This window comes from Thioclava sp. FR2 (assembly GCF_051200875.1).
Taxonomy (GTDB): Bacteria; Pseudomonadota; Alphaproteobacteria; order Rhodobacterales; family Rhodobacteraceae; genus Pseudotabrizicola.
Genome location: NZ_CP195191.1, coordinates 992,127 through 1,013,233, shown reverse-complemented (window position 1 = coordinate 1,013,233; position 21,107 = coordinate 992,127). Strand labels below are relative to the sequence as shown.

Annotated in this window: 16 protein-coding genes; 11 read left to right on the top strand and 5 right to left on the bottom strand. The window is 58.5% G+C overall.

The genetic code is table 11. The features are described from left to right. Window positions 1-18: 18 nt before the first annotated feature. Window positions 19-453 carry an RrF2 family transcriptional regulator gene (locus tag ACSBLW_RS04850; RefSeq protein WP_435259103.1) on the bottom strand — a complete coding sequence of 145 codons (435 nt, stop codon included), beginning with the start codon at window positions 451-453 and terminating at the stop codon, window positions 19-21. A gap of 405 nt (window positions 454-858) precedes the next feature. On the opposite strand from ACSBLW_RS04850, the gene ACSBLW_RS04845 reads away from it, so the two are divergent. The 8 genes from ACSBLW_RS04845 to ACSBLW_RS04810 all read left to right on the top strand — a co-directional run bounded on the left by ACSBLW_RS04845 (window position 859) and on the right by ACSBLW_RS04810 (window position 14,240). Further along, window positions 859-3,264: a glycogen/starch/alpha-glucan phosphorylase gene (locus ACSBLW_RS04845; RefSeq protein ID WP_435259102.1), complete on the top strand. Its 2,406-nt coding sequence runs from the start codon at window positions 859-861 to the stop codon at window positions 3,262-3,264. A 37-nt stretch (window positions 3,265-3,301) separates the two neighbouring features. Then, window positions 3,302-5,467 carry a 1,4-alpha-glucan branching protein GlgB gene (glgB, locus tag ACSBLW_RS04840; RefSeq protein ID WP_435259101.1) on the top strand — a complete coding sequence of 722 codons (2,166 nt, stop codon included), beginning with the start codon at window positions 3,302-3,304 and terminating at the stop codon, window positions 5,465-5,467. A gap of 26 nt (window positions 5,468-5,493) precedes the next feature. Beyond that, window positions 5,494-6,765, top strand: a complete 1,272-nt coding sequence (gene glgC, locus ACSBLW_RS04835) for a glucose-1-phosphate adenylyltransferase (RefSeq protein ID WP_435259100.1) — start codon at window positions 5,494-5,496, stop codon at window positions 6,763-6,765. 80 nt (window positions 6,766-6,845) lie between these two features. Beyond that, window positions 6,846-8,270, top strand: a complete 1,425-nt coding sequence (glgA, locus tag ACSBLW_RS04830) for a glycogen synthase GlgA (protein WP_435259099.1) — start codon at window positions 6,846-6,848, stop codon at window positions 8,268-8,270. Window positions 8,271-8,299: 29 nt separating this feature from the next. Continuing rightward, a complete protein-coding gene (gene glgX / locus ACSBLW_RS04825; protein WP_435260044.1) occupies window positions 8,300-10,396 on the top strand; it encodes a glycogen debranching protein GlgX in 2,097 nt (698 codons plus the stop codon). Then, window positions 10,393-12,018, top strand: coding sequence for an alpha-D-glucose phosphate-specific phosphoglucomutase (locus ACSBLW_RS04820; RefSeq protein ID WP_435259098.1), 1,626 nt, complete (start codon window positions 10,393-10,395; stop codon window positions 12,016-12,018). Before glgX ends, ACSBLW_RS04820 begins: the two co-directional genes overlap by 4 nt. Window positions 12,019-12,114: 96 nt before the next feature. Next, complete coding sequence (locus ACSBLW_RS04815; RefSeq protein WP_435259097.1) at window positions 12,115-13,644, top strand: trimethylamine methyltransferase family protein; 1,530 nt, start codon at window positions 12,115-12,117, stop codon at window positions 13,642-13,644. Window positions 13,645-13,712: 68 nt separating this feature from the next. Next, the gene (locus tag ACSBLW_RS04810) at window positions 13,713-14,240 is read left to right on the top strand and encodes a tetratricopeptide repeat protein (RefSeq protein ID WP_435259096.1); all 528 of its coding nucleotides are present in this window, start codon (window positions 13,713-13,715) and stop codon (window positions 14,238-14,240) included. A 54-nt stretch (window positions 14,241-14,294) separates the two neighbouring features. Here ACSBLW_RS04810 and ACSBLW_RS04805 read toward each other — a convergent pair whose 3' ends face one another. Together ACSBLW_RS04805 and ACSBLW_RS04800 are read right to left on the bottom strand one after the other, a co-directional pair. Next, on the bottom strand, window positions 14,295-14,822 hold the full coding sequence (locus ACSBLW_RS04805) for an ABC transporter ATP-binding protein (protein WP_435259095.1): 528 nt from the start codon (window positions 14,820-14,822) through the stop codon (window positions 14,295-14,297). Window positions 14,823-14,904: 82 nt separating this feature from the next. Next, complete coding sequence (locus ACSBLW_RS04800) at window positions 14,905-15,873, bottom strand: ABC transporter substrate-binding protein (RefSeq protein ID WP_435259094.1); 969 nt, start codon at window positions 15,871-15,873, stop codon at window positions 14,905-14,907. A 195-nt stretch (window positions 15,874-16,068) separates the two neighbouring features. Here ACSBLW_RS04800 and ACSBLW_RS04795 point away from each other — a divergent pair, with 195 nt between their 5' ends. Both ACSBLW_RS04795 and ACSBLW_RS04790 read left to right on the top strand, forming a co-directional pair. Beyond that, window positions 16,069-16,461: a c-type cytochrome gene (locus ACSBLW_RS04795; protein WP_435259093.1), complete on the top strand. Its 393-nt coding sequence runs from the start codon at window positions 16,069-16,071 to the stop codon at window positions 16,459-16,461. Window positions 16,462-16,749: 288 nt separating this feature from the next. After that, a complete protein-coding gene (locus tag ACSBLW_RS04790; protein WP_435259092.1) occupies window positions 16,750-18,516 on the top strand; it encodes a PQQ-dependent methanol/ethanol family dehydrogenase in 1,767 nt (588 codons plus the stop codon). Window positions 18,517-18,678: 162 nt separating this feature from the next. On the opposite strand, the gene ACSBLW_RS04785 is transcribed toward ACSBLW_RS04790, so the two are convergent. Beyond that, on the bottom strand, window positions 18,679-19,743 hold the full coding sequence (locus tag ACSBLW_RS04785; RefSeq protein WP_435259091.1) for a lysine-2,3-aminomutase-like protein: 1,065 nt from the start codon (window positions 19,741-19,743) through the stop codon (window positions 18,679-18,681). Further along, the gene (locus tag ACSBLW_RS04780) at window positions 19,740-20,207 is read right to left on the bottom strand and encodes a transglycosylase SLT domain-containing protein (RefSeq protein WP_435259090.1); all 468 of its coding nucleotides are present in this window, start codon (window positions 20,205-20,207) and stop codon (window positions 19,740-19,742) included. The genes ACSBLW_RS04785 and ACSBLW_RS04780 overlap by 4 nt, the downstream gene beginning before the upstream one ends. Before the next feature lie 172 nt (window positions 20,208-20,379). Between ACSBLW_RS04780 and ACSBLW_RS04775 the strand changes: the two genes are divergently transcribed. After that, window positions 20,380-21,072: a response regulator transcription factor gene (locus ACSBLW_RS04775; RefSeq protein ID WP_435259089.1), complete on the top strand. Its 693-nt coding sequence runs from the start codon at window positions 20,380-20,382 to the stop codon at window positions 21,070-21,072. Window positions 21,073-21,107: the final 35 nt, after the last annotated feature.

Genomic DNA, 21,107 nt, shown 5'->3' with positions numbered 1-21,107 from the left:
GGCAGGTTTCTTTCCCGATCAGGCTACCTTCAGCAGGGTTTCCAGTTCCGAATTCCCACAGGTAAGATCTGCGATCGAAGCCTGATCCAGCCGGGCATAAAAGGCGTCCAGCGCTTCGGCCAAAACGCACTTCAAGCGGCATGCCCCAGCCAGCGGGCAATTGTTTTCTTCTCCTGCAAAGCATTCTGCAAAGGGAAGAACGGCCTCAAAGGTGCGAAACACGTCGCCGACGCGAATATCTTCCGGGTTGCGGCCCAGCATCAAACCACCAGCACGCCCGCGAACGGTTTTCAGAAATCCCTTTTGCGCCAAAAGGTGAATGACCTGTGCCAGATGATTTTCACTAGCATTGCAAGTTTCAGCCACTTCATGTTTGCGGACGATCCGGTTCGGATTGGCTGCGCAGAACATCAAGGTTCGCATCGCCAAGTTGGTTCGCGTTGTCAGTCGCATCGTCAGTCCACTCTCCCAAACAATATCCTGACTTTGCAAAACACCATTCCCGGCCGAATCGCCTTGATCCAGATCATAAGAGGCTTGGCAGGCGCGTACCGTTGAACGCCCGCTGCCTTTGCTCGTCCCGACTGGGAACCAAGTCGGTCAATAAAATTCCGCCTAACGTCATGGCAAAGCCCGCACTTGGGCCTTGTCTGTCTACCCAACCGTCGTTCAAAGCGCTTTGAATATCGCAAAGTATTGATTTTAAATGTTTTTAATATCGTGCGTTTTTGGCCTGATTGCGCTAACAATCCTTTGATAGCAATCCGCAAACCGGATTGATTCCTGAAACTGCTTTGTGGTGGCTTGACCCTACAGTCCCCGCACTTAGCCTCGGTCCAAACAGAATTGGGCCAATGGATGGAAAACGAATTGAGCAATCTCGCCCTGACACCCGCGTCGTTGGAAACCAGCATCCGGCGCCACCTGACTTACACAATGGGCAAAGATGCCGAACATGCCAGCATCTACGACTGGCGTATGGCGCTGTCCTATGCCGTGCGTGACCTCATTGTTGGACCGTGGTTCGCCTCGACGCAGCAAACTTATGGCACCGACCACAAGCGGGTTTACTATCTTTCGATGGAATTCCTGATTGGCCGCATTCTCGAAGATGCGACCATCAACCTTGGGCTCCGGGATGTCGCCGAAGAGGTGATGGGCCGCTTTGGCCAAGATTTCCGCGCCATTGTCGAGGATGAACCCGACGCAGCCTTGGGCAATGGCGGGCTTGGTCGCCTTGCGGCCTGCTTCATGGAATCGATGGCCACCTTGGGGTGTCCGGCCTTTGGCTATGGCATCCGTTATGAGCACGGCTTGTTCCGTCAGCGGTTTGAGGGCGGCCGTCAGGTCGAAACCCCGGAAGACTGGTTGAAGCAGACGCATCCTTGGGAATTTGCACGCCCGGAATCCGCCTACACCATCGGCTTCAAGGGGCAGGTTGAAACGCGCGGCGGCAAAGAAGTTTGGGTTCCCGGTGAATCCGTCTTTGCCACAGCCTATGATACGCCGGTCGTCGGGTGGAAAGGCCGCTGGGCCAACACGCTGCGGCTGTGGGGGGCGCAACCCACTACGATGTTCGATCTGGAACGTTTCAATCGCGGCGATTACGCCGCCGCGGCGGAACCCGAGACCTTGGCCCGCACGCTCAGCCGCGTGCTTTACCCAGATGACACGACCTATCAGGGTAAGGAGTTGCGGCTGAAACAGGAATTCTTCCTGACCTCAGCGGCTCTGCAAGACATCCTTCGTCGCTTCTTGCAAACCCACAAAGACCTGCGTTTGCTGCCGTCAAAAGTCGCCATCCAGATGAACGACACACATCCGGCCATTGCGGGACCGGAACTGATCCGTCTTTTGGTAGACGATCATGGCTTGCCTTTCGACAAGGCGCTAGAGATCACGCAAGGCTGTTTGGGCTACACCAACCACACGCTGTTGCCAGAGGCGTTGGAAAAATGGGCGACGTATACCTTTGGCAACGTCCTGCCGCGCCACATGCAGATCGTCGAACGCATCGACAGCTGGCACCGCATCAAATATCCAGCGCGGCCCCATTACGTCGGCATCGTCAAACACCACGAAGTCCGCATGGGTGAGTTGGCCTTCATCACCTCGCATCAGGTTAATGGCGTTTCGGCTCTGCATTCGGATCTGGTAAAGAAAAACCTCTTTCCTGAACTGAACGCGCTTCACCCGGGGCGCATCATCAACCAAACCAACGGCGTCACTCCACGCCGCTGGCTCAAGATGTGCAATCGTCCGCTGTCGGGCCTGATTTCGGGCAGCATTGGCGATGGCTGGGAAGACAATCTCGATCGCCTGCGGGAATTGGAAAAACCAATCAAATCCAAAGCGTTCCGCGACGACTTTGCCAAAGCAAAGCGGGTCAACAAAGCGGCGCTGTCGAATTGGATTGGGGAAACCCAAGGGATCTCGGTCAGCCCGGACGCCCTGTTCGATGTGCAGATCAAGCGCATCCATGAATATAAGCGTCAGCTTCTGAACATCCTTCAAACCGTCGCCCATTGGGATCGCATCCGGCAGAACCCGAATGCGAACTGGGTGCCAAGGGTCAAGATTTTTGGCGGAAAGGCCGCTCCCGGTTATGCGGTGGCCAAGGAAATCATCCGCCTGATCAATGATGTGGCCGAGGTCGTGAACAACGATCCGGTGACCGGAGACCTGTTGAAGATCGTCTATCCGGCCAATTACAATGTCTCGATGGCCGAGCGTCTTATCCCAGCATCCGACCTGTCGGAACAAATCTCTACGGCAGGCAAGGAAGCCTCTGGCACGGGCAACATGAAATTCATGATGAACGGGGCCGTGACCATCGGAACGCTGGACGGCGCCAATGTCGAAATCTTGCAGGAAGTCGGCGAGGAAAACTTCTTCCTCTTTGGCCTCACCGCCGAGGAGGTGACGAAGCGCCGGGCAGATCCCGATCACGCCCGCAAGGCGATCGAGTCCAGCCAGGCTTTGATGGATGTGCTTCAAATGATTGCCGAAGGCACGTTCTCGCCCGATCAGAAAGACAGGTACCACGATCTCGTCCATCGCGTCTGGCATCACGACTATTTCTTGGTCGCCAGCGATTTTGCAGCCTATGATAAGGCTCAGATGCGCGTCGATGCAGTCTTCAATGATCCGGACGAATGGGCGCGCATGGCGGCAATGAACACGGCCCGCTCTGGCTTCTTCTCGTCAGACCGGACCATTCGAAGCTACATGTCGGAAATATGGGGTGTGACGTCAGCTTTGTGAAAAGATCGGCAGAAATGGGCGACCTTGGGGGGGAACCATGACGGAATTGATTGACGCCGGCGCGGCCAAGGCTCTTGTTGAAGGACGGCATGGAGATCCATTCTCCTTGTTGGGCTTGCATAAGCGTGACGGGAAATGGGTCGTTACGGCCTTTGCACCCGGCGCTGATCGGCTTTGGGTCGTCACGGGCAAGGCCAAAGAAACAGAGGCAACACATTGGGGGGACGGCCTCTTTGTTTGCCCGTTGGCCCGCAAGTCTGCCTATCGTCTGCGTGCCGAAGGTCACGGGGCAAGCTGGGAGTGGGAAGACCCTTTCCGCTTTGGTCCGGTTCTGGGCGAGATGGACGAATATCTGCTGGGCGAAGGCACTCACAAACGCCTCTGGCAGGTCTTGGGCGCGCATCTGATCACCCATGAAGGTGTCGAAGGAACCCATTTCGCCGTCTGGGCCCCAAATGCACAGCGCGTTTCGGTCGTGGGTGACTTCAACATCTGGGACGGGCGCCGCCACCCGATGCGCCGTCGGGGCGCAACTGGGGTGTGGGAGCTTTTCATTCCCGGACTGGGCGAGGGCACGACCTATAAATACGAACTGATCGGCCCGCATGGCGACCCCGTGCCGCTGAAAGCTGATCCGGTGGGTTTCGGCAGCGAACACCCGCCCGCCAATGCCAGTGTCGTGCGTCCGATCACAGGCCGTTTCCGCGATACAGACTGGATGGAAAGCAGGGCCGCGCGCCATACCGTCGACGCGCCGATTTCCGTCTATGAGGTCCATCTGGGGTCGTGGCGTCGGGCCGAGGGCAACCGGATGCTGTCTTATCTGGAACTGGCCGATCAGTTGACGGAATACGCCGCCAGCATGGGGTTCACCCATATCGAACTGCTGCCGGTTTCCGAATTTCCGTTTGACGGGTCGTGGGGCTATCAGCCCGTTGGCCTTTTTGCCCCCACAATCCGCCACGGCACACCCTCGGAATTTCGGGCCTTTGTTGATGCCGCGCACCGTCGGGGCCTTGGAGTCATCCTTGACTGGGTGCCGGGACATTTCCCGACCGATGCCCACGGTCTTGGCCGCTTTGACGGGACGGCTCTCTATGAACATGCCGACCCGCGCGAAGGTTTCCATCAGGATTGGAACACCCTGATCTATAATTACGGGCGGACCGAGGTGCAAAACTTCCTCGTGTCCAACGCATTGTATTGGCTAGAGGAATTCCACATCGATGGGCTTCGCGTCGATGCGGTCGCCTCGATGCTGTACCGCGACTATTCCCGCAAAGACGGCGAATGGATCCCGAACCAGGACGGCGGTCGGGAAAATTACGAAGCCATCGCCATGATGAGACGGATGAACACCACCGTGTATGGCGAGGTTTCTGGCATCCTGACGGCGGCCGAAGAATCCACGGCCTTTCCCGGTGTCAGTCGCCCTGTCGATCACGGCGGTCTGGGCTTTGGCTTCAAATGGAACATGGGCTGGATGAATGATACGCTCAGCTACATGCACAAAGACCCGATCCATCGCCAATATCATCACCACCAGATGACCTTTGGCCTGCACTACGCTTGGTCTGAAAACTACATCCTGCCAATCAGCCATGATGAAGTCGTACATGGCAAAGGCAGTATGCTCGACAAAATGCCGGGTGACGGCGATCAGAAATTCGCCAACCTTCGCGCCTATTACGGCTTCATGTGGGCGCATCCCGGAAAGAAACTGCTCTTCATGGGGCAGGAATTTGCCCAAGGCGCGGAATGGAACCACAACCAAAGCCTTGATTGGCACTTGCTGGATCACCCCCAGCATCGCGGCATGCAAAGCCTCGTGCAGGATCTGAACTCGGTCTACCGCGAAAATCCGGCCCTGCATGTGAACGATTGCCGCCCTGAAGGGTTTGAATGGATTGAATCGAACGATGCACAGGCGTCGGTCTATGCTTGGGTCCGCAAAGGCGGGGCAGGGGACAAACCCATCGTCGCCGTGGTCAACATGACCCCGGTTGAACGGCGCTATCGCCTTGGCCTGCCCGAGGCCGGGCGGTGGGAGGAGATTCTGAATACGGATGCGGCCCATTACGGCGGGGGAGACCGGGGCAATATGGGCGCAATCAAATCTGAAAAGACACCGTGGCACGGTCGCGCGCAATCGGCCCTTGTCACGCTGCCACCACTTTCAGCACTCTATTTCAGACTGGTCTAAGGGAAAATTCCCATAGGGAGGGGAAAATGAAGGCAAGACCCAACGCAAGACTTTCCAGCCAGGCAATGGCATTTGTGCTGGCCGGGGGGCGCGGAAGTCGCCTGAAGGAATTGACTGACCGCCGCGCCAAACCTGCCGTTTATTTCGGTGGCAAAACGCGAATCATCGACTTTGCCCTCTCGAACGCCCTGAACTCTGGCATCCGCAAAATGGCCATTGCCACTCAGTACAAGGCGCACAGCCTGATCCGCCATTGCCAGCGGGGCTGGAACTTCTTCCGGGCGGAACGGAATGAATATCTGGACATTCTGCCTGCCTCGCAGCGCGTGGATGAAACCAAATGGTATCTCGGCACCGCCGATGCCGTGGCGCAGAACATTGATATCGTTGACAGCTATAACGTCAAATACGTCGTCATCCTTGCGGGCGACCACATCTACAAGATGGATTACGAAATCATGTTGGCCGAACATGTGGCCAACAAGGCCGATGTGACCATCGGCTGCCTGACCGTTCCCCGCATGGAGGCCACCGCCTTTGGCGTCATGCATGTCGACAAAGACATGCGCATCACCAGCTTTCTGGAAAAGCCGAAAGACCCGCCAGCGATTCCCGGCGATCCGGATCATGCACTGGCTTCGATGGGGATCTATGTCTTTGACTGGGCCTTCCTGCGCGATCTGCTGCTCAAGGACATGGCCGACCCCAATTCCAGCCACGATTTCGGCAATGACCTGATCCCCGATATCGTCAAGAACGGCAAGGCGATGGCGCATAAGTTCGCCGATAGCTGCGTGACCAGCGGGCTGGAAGACGAACCCTATTGGCGCGATGTGGGAACCATCGACGCCTTCTGGCAGGCCAATATCGACCTGACGGAATTTACCCCAAAGCTGGATATCTACGACAACAGCTGGCCGATCTGGACCTATTCCGAAATCGTGCCGCCCGCCAAATTCATCCATGACGAAGATGGCCGTCGCGGGATGGCGATTTCCTCGTTGATTTCGGGCGATTGCATCGTTTCCGGGTCCGAGGTGCGAAACTCGCTTTTGTTCACCGGGGTCCGCACGCACAGCTATTCGGCCTTGGAACATGTGGTGGCCCTGCCGCGCGTTGTGGTTAACCGCAAGGCGGAACTCAAGAACGTGGTGATCGACAGCGGGGTGATCATTCCCGAAGGTCTGGTTGTCGGGCAAGACCCGGTCGAGGATGCGAAATGGTTCCGTCGTACAGACAGCGGGATTGTCCTTATCACGCAAGACATGCTTGACGCCCGCGCGGCAAAATTGTCCTAAGGGGTTGTGAAGCCTTAAAATATCCGGGGTGCACCCGTTGCGCGCCCCGGACCCCGAAAAGACAAAGAAAGAGGAAGGCCATGGCCGGTCGTGTCCTGTCTGTCGCATCAGAATGTGTGCCCTTCATAAAGACCGGGGGGCTGGCCGATGTCGTAGGCGCACTTCCGGCGGCATTGGCCCCCACGGGCTGGGATATGCGAGTGCTGCTGCCCGCCTATCGGAAACTTCTTCCCCTGCTTGACCAGATGACGCCTGTCAGATCCGACAGCTCTCTTTTCGGGGGCGAAAGCCGGGTCTATTTCGGGCGCATCGACGGCATTGATCTTCTTTTGCTGGATGCCCCGCATCTTTTTGACCGCGACGGCGGCCCCTATTCCGGGCCGAATGGCGATTGGTGGGACAATCCGCAACGCTTTGCCGCGCTGTCTTGGGTGGCCGCACAGATCGCACGCGACGGCATAGACGGATGGAAGCCGGATATCCTGCATGCGCATGATTGGCAGGCAGGCTTTGCTCCGGCCTATCTGCGCTATGGGAATGCCAGCGACGTGGGCTCGGTGCTCACCATCCACAATATTGCCTTCCAAGGCTGGGCCGATGTGCGCCTGATGTCAGACCTGCGTCTGCCCGCCGACCAATTCCACCCGGACGGGCTGGAATATTACGGCAACCTTTCCAGCCTGAAGGCCGGTTTGGTCACCGCCGACAAGATCACAACCGTTTCGCCCACCTATGCCGAAGAACTGATGCGCCCCGAATTTGGAATGGGCCTGCAAGGCGTGATTGCTGCCCGCGCAGGCGATGTTTCCGGCATCCTCAATGGTGTCGATACCACGGTCTGGAACCCCGAGGCCGAGGACCACCCGTTTTCAGCCAAATCCTTGTCCGGCAAGGCAAAGGCGCGCAAGGCGCTGTGTGACGAGTTCGGCCTTGATGTTCCGGGGCCGCTCGCCATCGTCGTCAGCCGCCTGACAGACCAAAAAGGCATCGATCTTCTGCCCGAAGCCATCCCGGCCTTCGTGGCAGCAGGGGGGGGCGTTGCCATCCTTGGTTCCGGCGATCCGGCGCTAGAATCCGCCATGCGCGGCCTTGCCGCCTTCCATCCGGGCCGTGTTGGCCTGCGGATCGGCTATGACGAGGCGTTAAGCCACCGCATGTTCGCCGGCGCCGACGCCGTTCTGGTTCCGTCCCGCTTTGAACCCTGTGGCCTGACGCAGATGTACGGGCTGCGCTATGGCACGCTTCCCGTCGTCGCAGCCACTGGCGGGTTGGCCGATACTGTGATTGGCGTCAGCCCCGCGACCTTGGCCGCAGGCAGCGCAACAGGCATAGTCTTTCACCCGACCGACGCCATTTCCTTGCGTCAGGCCTTGGCCAAGCTGGTCTCGCTTTACGCCGACCAAAAGACCTGGGTCCGGCTGCAAAAGAACGCGATGGCCCATCCGGTCGATTGGCAGGCCTCAGCTTCGGCCTATGCGGCTCTTTACGCTGGCATTGTCCGGTGACATCGGATCGCGCACTTCCACCAAGGCGGTTGGCGGGCCACAGCATCGGCCCCGGCAGACCTTGGCCCATGGGAGCCAGCTTTGACGGGGATGGCGTCAACTTCGCCGTCTTTTCCGCCCATGCCGAACAGATTGAACTGTGCCTCTTCACCCCTGATGGCCGCAAAGAAATGGCTCGCATCCCGTTTCGCGAACGGGATGGCGACATCTGGCACATGCATGTTGGTGGCCTGACCTTTGGCACCGTCTACGGCTTTCGCGCCCACGGCCCCTACGCGCCGGAACAGGGCCACCGCTTCAATCCGCACAAGCTGTTGATGGACCCCTATGCCCGTGCGCAGGAAGGCCGCCTGCGCTGGTCCGATGCGCTGATGGGTTACAAGATCGGCTCTCCGCGTGGGGATCTGTCCTATGACACCCGCGACAGCGCCTTTGCCGTGCCAAAGTCGGTGGTCATCGACCCGTCCTTCGCTTGGGGGGATGATCGCGCCCCACGCATAGCGCGCAGCGAAACCGTCTTGTACGAGGCCCATGTGAAGGCCCTGACCGAACTTCACCCCGGCATCGAAAAAGGGGTGCGGGGCACCTATCTCGGCATCGCCTCCGATCCGGTGATCGAACATCTGCAAAAGCTTGGTGTGACCTCGATCGAACTCTTGCCGGTCCAAGGCTTCATCGATGACCGTTTCCTGATCGCCAAGGGCCTCAAGAACCATTGGGGCTACAATACGCTCACCTTCTTTGCCCCCGAGGCGCGCTATATGTCGAAAGGCGCCCTGTGGGAGTTTCAGACCATGGTGCGCCGGCTTCATTCCGCCGGCATCGAGGTTATCCTTGACGTCGTCTATAACCACACGGGCGAGGGCGACCAATGGGGCCCGACCCTGTCCTTCAGGGGGCTGGACAACGCCAGCTATTACCGCCTGTCTGACGGCGGGCGCCATTACGTCAATGACACCGGCACCGGAAACACCCTGAACCTGACCCACCCCATGGTTCTGCGGATGGTGATGGACAGTCTGCGATATTGGGTCGAGGTGGGCCATGTCGATGGCTTCCGTTTCGATCTGGCAACTGTTCTGGGTCGAGAGCTGCATGGTTTTGACCCGCAGGGCGGCTTTTTCGATGCGATCCGCCAAGACCCGGTGTTGTCGCATGTCAAACTAATTGCCGAACCGTGGGACATCGGCCCCGGTGGCTATCAACTTGGCCAATACCCGCATCCGTTCCACGAATGGAATGACCAGTTCCGCGATACTGTCCGTCGGTTCTGGAAGCGCGATCCCGGCCAGACCTCTGACCTTGCCAAACGGCTTTTGGGCAGCGCCGAACGCTTTGACCATTCCGGCCGCTCGGCCACATCCTCCATCAATTTCATCACCGCGCATGATGGCTTCACGCTGGAAGATCTTGTCAGCTATACGGTCAAGCGCAACTGGGCCAATGGCGAAGAAAACCGCGATGGCCATTCGGAAAACCATGCCGACAATATGGGTGTCGAAGGCCCGACCGACGACAAGGCAATTCTCGCGGCCCGCGCCCTTCGCAAACGCAACCTTCTGGCCACGCTCATGCTATCACAGGGTGTTCCCATGCTGCTTGCAGGGGATGAACTGGGCCATAGCCAAGGCGGCAACAACAACGCCTATGCCCAAGACAACGAAACGACTTGGCTGAATTGGACAAAGACGGACGAGGACCTGACCGATTTCGTGGCCCAGCTTGCAGCCCTGCGTCGGCACCATCCGCAACTTCGCCAACGCCGCTTTCTTCACGCCCGCAAACGCCCCTCGGATGGCTTGCGCGATGTGATCTGGCGTCACGCCAACGGCAAAGAACCGCAGGGCCACGACTGGCACGATCCCGCCTTCCGGGCCTTGGGGGTTGAATTACGTATGGCGGCAGAAGGCGGGGACAACAATCCGGTCGCCGTCCTGCTTTATTTCAACACAGGGGCCGAGATGCCTTTGGTCCTGCCGTCAACGGCGCAGTGGGACTTGGTGCTGGACACAACGCGCCCCACACTTTCCGGTCCGTCAGCAGCGCCTGACCATCTGCCCGCACAGTCTGTCTTGATGTTTCGTTCGGCCCCGTCGGGGGACGATCCCATGGGAGGGAAGTCATGATCACCACCGTAAGCACTCAGCCAATTGCCGGACAAAAGCCCGGAACCAGTGGGCTTCGCAAAAAGACCCCGGTGTTCATGGGGCCGCATTATCTGGAAAACTTCGTCCAAGCGATCTTTGACGTGGTCGGTGCCAAGGGCAAAACCTTTGTCCTCGGTGGCGACGGGCGCTATTTCAACGACCGCGCCGCGCAGGTCATCTTGCGGATGGCTGCCGCCAATGGCGCGGCACGGGTGATCATCGGGCAGGGGGCCATCCTCTCCACTCCCGCCGCCAGCCACCTGATCCGCCTGAACAATACCGACGGCGGCATCATCATGTCCGCCAGCCACAACCCCGGTGGCCCGACCGAGGATTTCGGCGTCAAATTCAACATGCCCAACGGCGGACCCGCACCTGAATCCGTGACCGAGGCGATGTTCAAACGCACGACCGAGATCACAGAATACAAGATCGTCGAAAGCCAGGACGTCGATATTCACACAGTCGGCCGCAAGGCGCTGGGCGAGATGGTCGTGGATGTGGTCGACCCGGTCGCCGATTACGCGACGCTGATGGAAAGCCTGTTCGATTTCCCCGCACTTCGCGCCATGTTCGCAGGCGGCTTTCGGATGCGGATGGACAGCATGTGTGCCGTAACCGGCCCCTATGCCACGGAAATTCTTGAAAACCGCCTTGGCGCCGCAAAGGGCACCGTCACCCACGGCACGCCTTTGCCCGATTTCGGCGGCATGCATCCCGATCCGAACCCCACTTGGGCGCATGAGCTGATGGCCGAGATGATGGGTGAAAACGCCCCCGATTTCGGCGCGGCCTCGGACGGCGATGGCGACCGTAACATGGTCGTCGGTCGCGGCATCTATGTCTCACCCTCTGACAGCCTTGCCGTTCTGGCCGCCAATGCACATCTGGCGCCGGGCTACGCCAAGGGCTTGGCCGGGGTGGCCCGCTCCATGCCCACCTCCGCCGCCGCTGATCGGGTGGCCGATAGGCTGGGCATAGGCAAATATGAAACGCCGACCGGCTGGAAGTTCTTCGGCAATCTGCTGGATGCAAGCAAGGCCACGCTTTGCGGTGAGGAATCCTTTGGCACCGGTTCGGATCACGTCCGCGAAAAGGATGGGCTTTGGGCCATCCTCCTCTGGCTCAATATCCTTGCCGTCCGCAAACAATCGGTCCGAGAGATCTTGGAAGAACATTGGCGCATCTATGGCCGCAACTACTACAGCCGCCACGATTTCGAAGCCATCGCCACAGACCGCGCCGATGCCATGGTGGCCGCCCTGCGCGCGACCCTTCCGGACCTGCCGGGAACAGAAATCGAAGGGCTGACCGTTCAGGCCGCTGACGATTTCGCCTATACCGATCCCGTTGACGGCAGCACCAGCGCCAGGCAGGGCATCCGCATTATGTTCACCGATGGCAGCCGCATCGTCATGCGCCTCTCTGGCACCGGCACCGAAGGCGCCACCCTGCGGGTCTATCTTGAACGCTATGCCGCTGGCCCAGATGGCCTTGATCACGACCCGCAAGAGGCGCTTGCCCCTGTGATCCGCGCAGCGCATGCGCTTTCGCGTCTGACCGAATTCACCGGCCGCACCACTCCGGATGTCGTGACCTGATCTGAAACGGCGTTTTCAGACATTCAACCGTCGCGCCCGATGCGGACTTTCCCCCGCCTCGGGCGCTGTCTTAGGGGCAACGGCGGAGGCATGAACATGAACGAACATCGCAGATCAGGACGGCAGGCGCGGCAGGCAGAACGCGCCCATAAGGGCGGCGGCATGGGCCGCCCCTACATCACCCGAAACATCCCGCCCTATGACATCATGGGCGAAGAAAGCCTGCAAAAGATCGAGGCGGCGGCAGACCGCATCCTTGCCGAAACCGGCATCGAATTCCGCGACGATGACACGGCGCTTGATCTGTGGCGCAAAGCCGGGGCCGAAGTGGATGGGCTTTTGGTCAAATTTCCTCCGGGAATGCTGCGGGAAGTCCTGAAAACGGCCCCTGCCCAATTCACCCAACATGCCCGCAATCCGGCGAACTCGATCCAGATCGGCGGCAAGAACGTCGTATTCTCGCCCGCCTATGGCAGCCCCTTTGTCATGGATCTGGATAAGGGACGCCGCTTTGGCACCATCGAAGACTTCCGCAATTTCATCAAGCTCGCGCAGTCCAGCCCCAACTTCCACCACTCGGGCGGCACGATCTGCGAGCCGACCGATGTGCCGGTGAACAAGCGTCACCTTGATATGGTGATGTCGCATATCGAACTTTCGGATCGCCCCTTCATGGGCTCCGTCACCGCCGAGGAACGGTCAGAGGACAGCATCGACATGTGCCGCATCCTCTTTGGGTCGGACTTCGTTGAACAGAACTGCGTCATCCTCGGCAACGTCAACGTGAACTCACCCCTCGTCTGGGACGGCACCATGACCAAATCGCTGCGCGCTTATGCAAGGTCAAACCAAGCCGCGGTTATCGTGCCCTTCATCCTTGGCGGGGCGATGGGGCCGGTCACCAGTGCGGGGGCCATCGCGCAATCCTTGGCCGAGACGATGGCAGGCTGCGCCCTGACGCAACTTGAACGCCCCGGCGCACCGGTGATTTTTGGCAACTTCCTGTCGTCGATGGCCATGCGCTCAGGCTCGCCCACCTTTGGCACGCCTGAACCTGCCATCGGGTCGATGGTTATCGGTCAGCTTGCCCGCCGTCTGAACCTACCGCTGCGCTGCGCGGGCAACTTCACCACCTCGAAACTGCCCGATGCGCAGGCGATGATGGAAGGCACTATGTCGATGCTGTCGGCCATCCATTGTGGCGCGAACTTCATCCTGCACTCGGCAGGCTTCCTCGATGGCCTTTTGTCGATGTCCTATGAAAAGTTCATGCTGGACGCCGATCTGTGCGGCGCGCTGCATGCCTATTTGGATGGCGTTAAAGTTGATGACGACGCGCTTGCCGTCGATGCCTTTGCAGAGGTCGGGCCGGGCAACCACTTCTTCGGCTGCTCGCACACCATGGCGCATTATGAAACCGCCTTCTGGGACAGCGAGCTTTCCGACAATGACCCCTTCGAGAAATGGGAAGCGGCCGGCAGCGTCGATGCCGCCACCCGCGCAAACAAGGCATGGAAGCGCAAGTTGGCGGAATATCAGGCTCCGGCCCTCGACGAAGGCATCCGCGACGGCCTGAACGATTTTATTGCCAAACGCAAAGAAGGCATGGCCGACGCCTGGTACTGATCTACGACCATTGCAGGGATGATCGGATGCTCCCTTTGCGCTAAGCTCCGCGCAAAGGGAGTTTTCTTATGCGCGTCACTATTGCCTTGATCCTTGCCGCTACACCGGTTCTTGCCGAAAGCGAATATGGCGCGCTGAACCCCGAAGAAATGACAATCAACCGGCTCTTGGAAAACGCCGCGCGGGGGCAGGTGTCGATGACCTCATGCGCCTCTGGCTATTTCATCACAAAGGCGGGCCGCCATGTCGAAGCGCGGCAATTGTTCGAGGCTTGTGCCGCCGCTGGTTACACAGGCGCCATGACCTGGATGTCGCAACTGGATGACAACGGCCTTGGTGCGGCCGAAGACCCTGACAGCGCCGCCGCATGGGATCGTCGCGCCGCCGAAGCGGGGGATCCCGTCGGCATGTTCAATCTTGGTCTCGACATGATGCGGGGCCGTGGCGTTGTGCAAGATGTGGATGGCGGACGGGCGCTGGTCGATCAGGCGGCCCGTCTTGGTCTGCCAACGGCAAAGCGACTTCAGGCAGCAGGGTATGATCTGGATGAGGTCACGCCCGATGCTGATAACTGGAAATATGCGCCCATGTTCTGATGCCGCTTGTCTGTACGGGGGGTGTACAGGGGGTGTACGCAGGGTGACAGCGGTTTAATCGGCAAAACGGGCGGGGTTTCCCCCAAGCCGCAGTATGCGGTCAGCCATGCGTTCGGCCTCCGCTTCGGCATGGGTCACCATCAAAACCGCCATTTCGCGGCGCTTCAGGCTGCGCTCGAACAGGTCCATCATCTCGTCTGCAGTCGCCGGATCAAGGCTTACAAAAGGCTCGTCCATCAGCAAGAGATCTGGTTCCGCAGCCAAGGCGCGGGCCAGCGAAAGCCTGCGTTGCTGACCCAGAGAAAGCTGTTCCGGAAACCGGGACTCCATACCGGAAAGGCCAACTTCGGCCATTAGATTCTGCGCGAAGATTTTCTCGCAACGCGTTGCAATTGTAATGTTTTCCAGCGCAGATCGCCACGGAAGAAGGGTAGGATTTTGAAACACCATCGCCAATGTTCCGGGCCGTTCCATCTGACCTTTCCAATCCTGATGCAACCCCGCGATCACCCGCAAAAGCGTGGTTTTCCCAACTCCTGACGGCCCGGTCAGGGCCACAGTCTCCCCTTTAGAAATGCTCATGGACAGGTTTCCCAAGACGGGAACCTGTCCATGCTGTGCCGAGAGAAGCCTCAGGGAGAGAGCCGTGCCCGGCATATCTGGGTTAGCTTCCCGGATGGACGAAGACGCCTTCAGGCAGGGTCGTAGTCTTCCCCATCAGCTCTTCACCACCAAGATTTGCCATTATTTCCAACATCTTGGCCGCAGAAGCTTCATCAACTGGTCCGGGCGCCGGAATGCCCGCACGGAAACCCGCTTTCAACTCGGCGAACTGGGCATCCGACTTTGCATTCATGATCGGACGAAGTGCATCCCATGCCGCCTCGTCACTTGCCAAAAGATCCTTGGCTGCCCGACTTGCCGCGGCAAATCCATGAACGATTTCAGGGTTTTGGCGCAGGAACTCCCCCTTGACCACATAGCCTAGCAGCGGCGTCTGATCGGAAAGACCAAGGGCCAAGGCGGCCTCGGAGACGGTCATAAGCGGACGGAATCCTGCTGCCTGAGCTTTGGCATTGAAATGCCAGAAATTGATCGCACCATCTGTTTCGCCGTTCATGGCGGTTTCGAAAATCAACGGCGGTGCACCAAAGACCTGCTCGGTTTCCGATTGCAGATCAATGCCTTGCGTCTGTGCATAGGCGCGAAGGATCAGCCAGCTTTTGTCAACCGGCCCACCCGCGATACCAATCTTCTTGCCTTTCATGTCGGCAAGGCTTTGCGCCGGGCTATCCCCCTTGACCATCAAGGCGCCAACGGCCTTGGAGTACGGGATGAACACATAGTCATTTCCTTCGGAGCGCATGCGCGCAACCCAAAGCCAATCTGAAACGATGATGTCCGCCTCTCCCCCTTGAAAGGCGATCTGTGCGGCCGGGCCAGCCGCAACATCCTGCACGGCCATCGTGAATCCGTTCGCCTTATCAAAGCCTTGCGAGGAAATTGTGGTCAATTCCCAATTGACGGTGCCCGACACCTGAGTTGCGATACGTAGGGTTGCTTCTTCTGCGAAAGCGGCTCCGGCCAGTGCAATAGCGGCTGCGGCTCCCAGCAAGTGTCTTGTGAGTTTCATGACTTTACCTCCCGTGGTCCCTGTCAGAGTACCACCGCCTCAACGTTACGAAATGCGACCTTCGAACTACGACCTTTTTGTCGTCGGATCTACGACCATAAGAGGCTGATTTCTTGACCTGCGTCAAAGGCATCCAGCGCAATGAAGCGCATCACCAAGAACGGAAACGTGCAGTTCGAACCCAGGAGGTTTCCTATGCAACTGAAAGTTCCGGCGGTCATGATGATGCTGGCCATTGCCGCCCCCGCATTTGCGGACGAGCCTGAAATATTTAATGATATCAAGGTGAAGGCGGGTGAGGATCTGTTCAACGCAGAATGCCGCCGTTGCCATTCGGTTGAAGCGGATCGAAATTCCTATGGTCCATTGTTGGAAGGTGTCGTGGGCAGGAAGGCAGGATCGGTCGCGGATTATCCCTATTCAGAGGCCCTGAAGAATGCGTCATTCGTCTGGACTGCGCCTGCATTGAAGGCATGGATCGAGGACAATCAGGGATTTGTTCCCGGCACAAAAATGCGCCATGTCGGAATCACCGACCCTGTGGTGCAAGACTTCATCCTTGCCTACCTTCAGTCTATCAAGTCCTGAACCCGGTGATCGAATGGCAATGGGAGGGCATCGCCATTCAATCCGCCTAAAGACCCGCTAACTTAGGCTCCTGCCTTAGATTTGTTCATTTGAAGATAGGCTTGCCAGAAGGTTTTTGGACTCGGCATGCGCGAGAGAAGGTGAACTCAAGGGGAACAAAGGTCGTACGACCAATGTGCAATACCCTCGCGGTCCTGTGATCTGGATGATGTGCTCAGACCGGCGCTTTCTTTGCAGGAGGGGGCAAGTGGCGGACCGAGTCGTCAGGAACCCAGGGAGGAGACCGGGATGAATCGTTTTGTCATCGCCGTCACCGCTGCCTTGCTAGCCGGAGCTCCGGTTGCTTGGGCAGGTGTGACCGAAGAAGACCTTGCCAATGATGCGACCAGCGTCGGCGATGTCGTGACCAACGGCATGGGCCGCAATCTTCAGCGCTACAGCCCGCTGGAAACGCTGAACAAGGAAAACGTCAAGAACTTGGTGCCGGCATGGGCTTTCTCGCTTGGTGGTGAAAAGCAGCGCGGTCAGGAAACGCAGCCGCTGGTTTATGACGGCGTCATGTACATTACCGGTTCCTATTCGCGACTTTACGCAATTGATGTGAAGACCGGAAAGGAACTATGGCAGTACGATGCGCGTCTGCCAGAAGGCATTCTGCCTTGCTGTGACGTGATCAACCGTGGCGCTGCGCTTTATGGCGACAACATCTATTTCGGCACCCTTGACGCCCGTATCGTGGCGCTGAATGCCAAGACCGGCGATGTGGTCTGGAACAAGAAGATCGCCGAATACAAGGAAGGTTATTCCTACACCGCAGCGCCGCTGATCGTGAACGGCCTGGTGATAACCGGTAACTCTGGTGGTGAATTTGGCATCGTCGGCGCTGTGCAGGCCCGCGACGCCAATACCGGCGATCTGGTCTGGGAGCGCCCCGTGATCGAGGGCCATATGGGTACCTTGAACGGCCAAGAATCGACCATGACAGGGACGCTGAACGCGACTTGGCCGGGCGATTTGTGGAAGACCGGCGGCGGTGCAACGTGGTTGGGCGGCTCTTACGATATCGAGACCAACACCCTTGTTTTCGGGACGGGGAACCCCGCGCCATGGAACAGCCACCTGCGTAACGCTGGTGCACCGACCGAAGGCAATGTCGGCGACAACCTCTATGCAGCAAGCCGCCTTGGCATCGACCCTGCGACCGGTGAGATCAAGTGGCACTTCCAGTCCACCCCGCGCGAAGGTTGGGACTATGACGGCGTGAACGAGGTCGTCGCCTTCACCGACAAGGACGGCAACAAGAAGTTCGCGACCGCTGACCGTAACGGTTTCTTTTACGTTCTGAACCGGGAAGACGGTAAGTTCCTGAACGCCTGGCCCTTCGTCAAGGATATCACTTGGGCCAGCGGAATCGACGAAAACGGCCGCCCCATCTATGTCGAAGAAAACCGCCCCGGCGATCCGGCCAAGGCCGCAGATGGTGCCAAGGGTGAGGTCGTGTTCTCGTCGCCGTCGTTCCTTGGAGGCAAGAACTGGATGCCGATGGCGCATAGCCAGAAAACCGGTCTGTTCTATGTGCCTTCAAACGAATGGGGCATGGATATCTGGAACGAGCCGATCACCTACAAGAAGGGCGCGGCCTATCTGGGTTCCGGCTTTACGATCAAGCCGAATTACGAAGATCACATCGGCAGCCTCAAGGCCATTGATCCGGCAACCGGTGAGTGGAAGTGGGAATACAAGAACGACGCACCACTTTGGGGCGGTGTGATGACCACCGCAGGTGGCCTTGTGTTCTTCGGTACGCCTGAAGGTGAGTTCAAGGCGCTGGACGATGAAACCGGCGAAGTCCTGTGGTCGTTCCAGACCGGATCGGGCATCGTTGGTCAGCCTGTGACCTGGGAAATGGATGGTGAGCAGTATGTCACGGTCGTCTCGGGCTGGGGCGGCGCTGTTCCTCTGTGGGGCGGGGAAGTGGCCAAAAAGGTCAACTACCTGAACCAGGGCGGCACTGTATGGACTTTCCGTCTGCCAAAGCAACTTGCCCAGAACTGACCCCCTCCGGTCTATTCTGAGCAATGCGACGCGACCCGGGAAACCGGGGCGCGTTTAGTCTTTCTGGGTATGAAGCCTTTGCCTGTCGCCTGAGGGGCCGCATCTTCGCTGGGGAAATCGTTGCAAGACTAAGGGCGACGCGTGAGAAGAACGGTCCGCCGTTCAGTCGCCTTTGGAAGGGTCGGAATAGCTGTGGAGACCCCCTTGCCAATCGGCCACGGTCCATTCCCCTTTTGCGCCTTCAAAGAGATGGCTTGGACCAATCGGAGACTTTCCGTAGCCGCCTGGTATATCAAGAATATAGGTCGGCAGGCAGGGGCCAGAGAGGTGCCCTCTAAGTGCCGCGATCAAGGTCTGACCTGCGGCAATGGTTGTCCGGAAATGGCTTGCTCCTTTGGCCATGTCGCAATGGTGAAGATAGTAAGGCTTTACGCGCAGCCGATAAAGTTTACGGAACAGAGCCTCTAACGCCTCGGTGGTGTCGTTCACGCCCTTCAGCAAGACCGATTGCGACAAAAGCCCAATGCCAGCCCGCGATAGTCTTTGAAGTGCGGCTTCGGCCTCGGCGGTCAACTCATCGGCGTGATTGGTATGGACCACGATCCAAGGGGTAAGCCGCGTATCTAGTGCCTTTATCAAAGCCTCGGTGATCCGGTGAGGGGCGACCACAGGGACACGGGTGTGGAGGCGAACCACCTCGACATGGGGGATTTCGGCCAATCTTTCCATCACATCAGCCAGACGACGGGGCGACAGAACCAACGGATCCCCGCCGGTGAGAATGATCTCCCATAGCGATGGAGTCGCCTCGACGTATTTCAGCGCCGCGTCCAGCTTTTCCGGGGAAAGATGGCCCGAGTCGCCAACCGTTTCGCGACGAAAGCAAAAGCGGCAGTAGACATCGCAGGTCTTTGTGATGTGCAGGATGGCTCGATCAGGATAGCGGTGAGTCAATCCCGGAACAGGAGAAAAACGGTCATCGCCAATCGGGTCGATCATATCTTCGGGGCTCTCAACCAGTTCTTCTGTGCTTGGCACGAACTGACGGGCCACGGCAGGTGCGGTCTGGGCGGCCTTTCGCATAGCAGGCGTAATCCGCATCCGGAACGTGTCGACGACACGGGAAAGGTCTTCCGCATCCGCGGGCAGGGCGAAGCCATCGCGGATCAGATCAGCGATGGACACGGTCGCGCGGCCATCGTGGTGGTCAGGGGAAAGATCGGTCAACTGCGCAGCCCAGTCTCTTTAAGCAGCCCCAAACGCTTGGCCTCGTAATAGTAGCCTTTAGCGTACCACATAACGGCCCGGGGTTCATTCCCGCGAGACACGATCCATGCGCCGCGCAAGTATCGGCCTGCGTAGAAAAGGTTTGTTTCCGCGTCCAGAAGTTCGGATGCCGGGCCACGATGACCCATCGTTCGTGCCGTTTCAGGCAGGATTTGCATCAGCCCGTAATACGGGCCGCTGCGGGCCATTGGGTTATAGTCGCTTTCGCGCTGTATGACGCGATGTAGAAGGCTTTCCGGGATGTCGTGGATCCGCGCATATTTGCGGATCAATGCGCGCATTTCGGGCGTTTCGCCGGGGTGGAGTTTGCCTTTGGCCACGCTTTCGCGCGGCTTGGGGCTGCCGCAAGCCGAAAGCACGAAACCAAGACACAGCCCTAAGGCGGCACGACGAGAAAGAGACATCGCTTTACTCCATGAACCCGGCTCCTCTAACCTATCTTCGAATGCGTCTCTAGCCCCGCTCGGAGGAGAGGGCGAATTCTCGCAAAGCGTCTGCTATAGGACTTAAGGCTTGCTTTGCCCCAGACCCCTGACTTGCTACTCTTTGAAGACGGCAGGCGTGAAAAGGTGATCCATGACCTCGCATCCTATATTCGACCATTCCCTGAACTCGGCTCTGATCGTCGATGATCATCCTCTTTTCTGCGACGCGCTTTCGATGACGCTGAAGGCGGTGGCCGGGATCTCGCGGATCGAGACAGCGGATCGGCTTGATGCGGCAATCTCTCGTCTGGATCGCGAGCCTGCTCCAGATGTGGTGGTGTTGGACCTGAATCTTCCGGATGTCGATGGGCTGGATGGTTTGATCCGCCTCAAGGCGGTTGCGGGCCGTGTTCCCGTCGTTGTCGTATCGTCGCTGGCCGATAACCGCGTGATCGGTGCGGCGCTAAAGGCTGGAGCTGCGGGTTTTGTGCCCAAGCACAGCCATCGCGACGTTTTCCGTGCTGCGTTTGAATCGATCCGGATCGGAAAAGCCTATGTGCCCGAAGGCTTTACGCCATCGGCGGATCCAAACTCGCCGGCAACACAAAAGGAAGACGCGATCGCGCGGCTTTCATTGCTGACCCGGCAACAAGCGAAGATCCTGCAACTGATTTGTGAGGGCATGCTAAACAAACAGATTGCTTATGATCTTTCAATTGCAGAGACGACTGTCAAAGCGCATGTCACCGCGATCATGCGGAAGTTGGGCGTACAAAGCCGTACTCAGGCGGTTCTGATGGCACGAGGCGCGAGTTTCGATAGCCTGATGCCAGAAAACGAGTAGGGCTTGCGGGGCATTCCGCAACTCTTCGCCAATTT

Bases quoted from the DNA above. Each gene is read 5' to 3' on its own strand.
- ACSBLW_RS04850 (WP_435259103.1), bottom strand. From the start codon at position 453: ATGCGACTGACAACGCGAACCAACTTGGCGATGCGAACCTTGATGTTC.
- ACSBLW_RS04845 (WP_435259102.1), top strand. From the start codon at position 859: ATGGAAAACGAATTGAGCAATCTCGCCCTGACACCCGCGTCGTTGGAA.
- glgB (WP_435259101.1), top strand. From the start codon at position 3,302: ATGACGGAATTGATTGACGCCGGCGCGGCCAAGGCTCTTGTTGAAGGA.
- glgC (WP_435259100.1), top strand. From the start codon at position 5,494: ATGAAGGCAAGACCCAACGCAAGACTTTCCAGCCAGGCAATGGCATTT.
- glgA (WP_435259099.1), top strand. From the start codon at position 6,846: ATGGCCGGTCGTGTCCTGTCTGTCGCATCAGAATGTGTGCCCTTCATA.
- ACSBLW_RS04820 (WP_435259098.1), top strand. From the start codon at position 10,393: ATGATCACCACCGTAAGCACTCAGCCAATTGCCGGACAAAAGCCCGGA.
- ACSBLW_RS04815 (WP_435259097.1), top strand. From the start codon at position 12,115: ATGAACGAACATCGCAGATCAGGACGGCAGGCGCGGCAGGCAGAACGC.
- ACSBLW_RS04810 (WP_435259096.1), top strand. From the start codon at position 13,713: ATGCGCGTCACTATTGCCTTGATCCTTGCCGCTACACCGGTTCTTGCC.
- ACSBLW_RS04805 (WP_435259095.1), bottom strand. From the start codon at position 14,822: ATGAGCATTTCTAAAGGGGAGACTGTGGCCCTGACCGGGCCGTCAGGA.
- ACSBLW_RS04800 (WP_435259094.1), bottom strand. From the start codon at position 15,873: ATGAAACTCACAAGACACTTGCTGGGAGCCGCAGCCGCTATTGCACTG.
- ACSBLW_RS04795 (WP_435259093.1), top strand. From the start codon at position 16,069: ATGCAACTGAAAGTTCCGGCGGTCATGATGATGCTGGCCATTGCCGCC.
- ACSBLW_RS04790 (WP_435259092.1), top strand. From the start codon at position 16,750: ATGAATCGTTTTGTCATCGCCGTCACCGCTGCCTTGCTAGCCGGAGCT.
- ACSBLW_RS04780 (WP_435259090.1), bottom strand. From the start codon at position 20,207: ATGTCTCTTTCTCGTCGTGCCGCCTTAGGGCTGTGTCTTGGTTTCGTG.
- ACSBLW_RS04775 (WP_435259089.1), top strand. From the start codon at position 20,380: ATGACCTCGCATCCTATATTCGACCATTCCCTGAACTCGGCTCTGATC.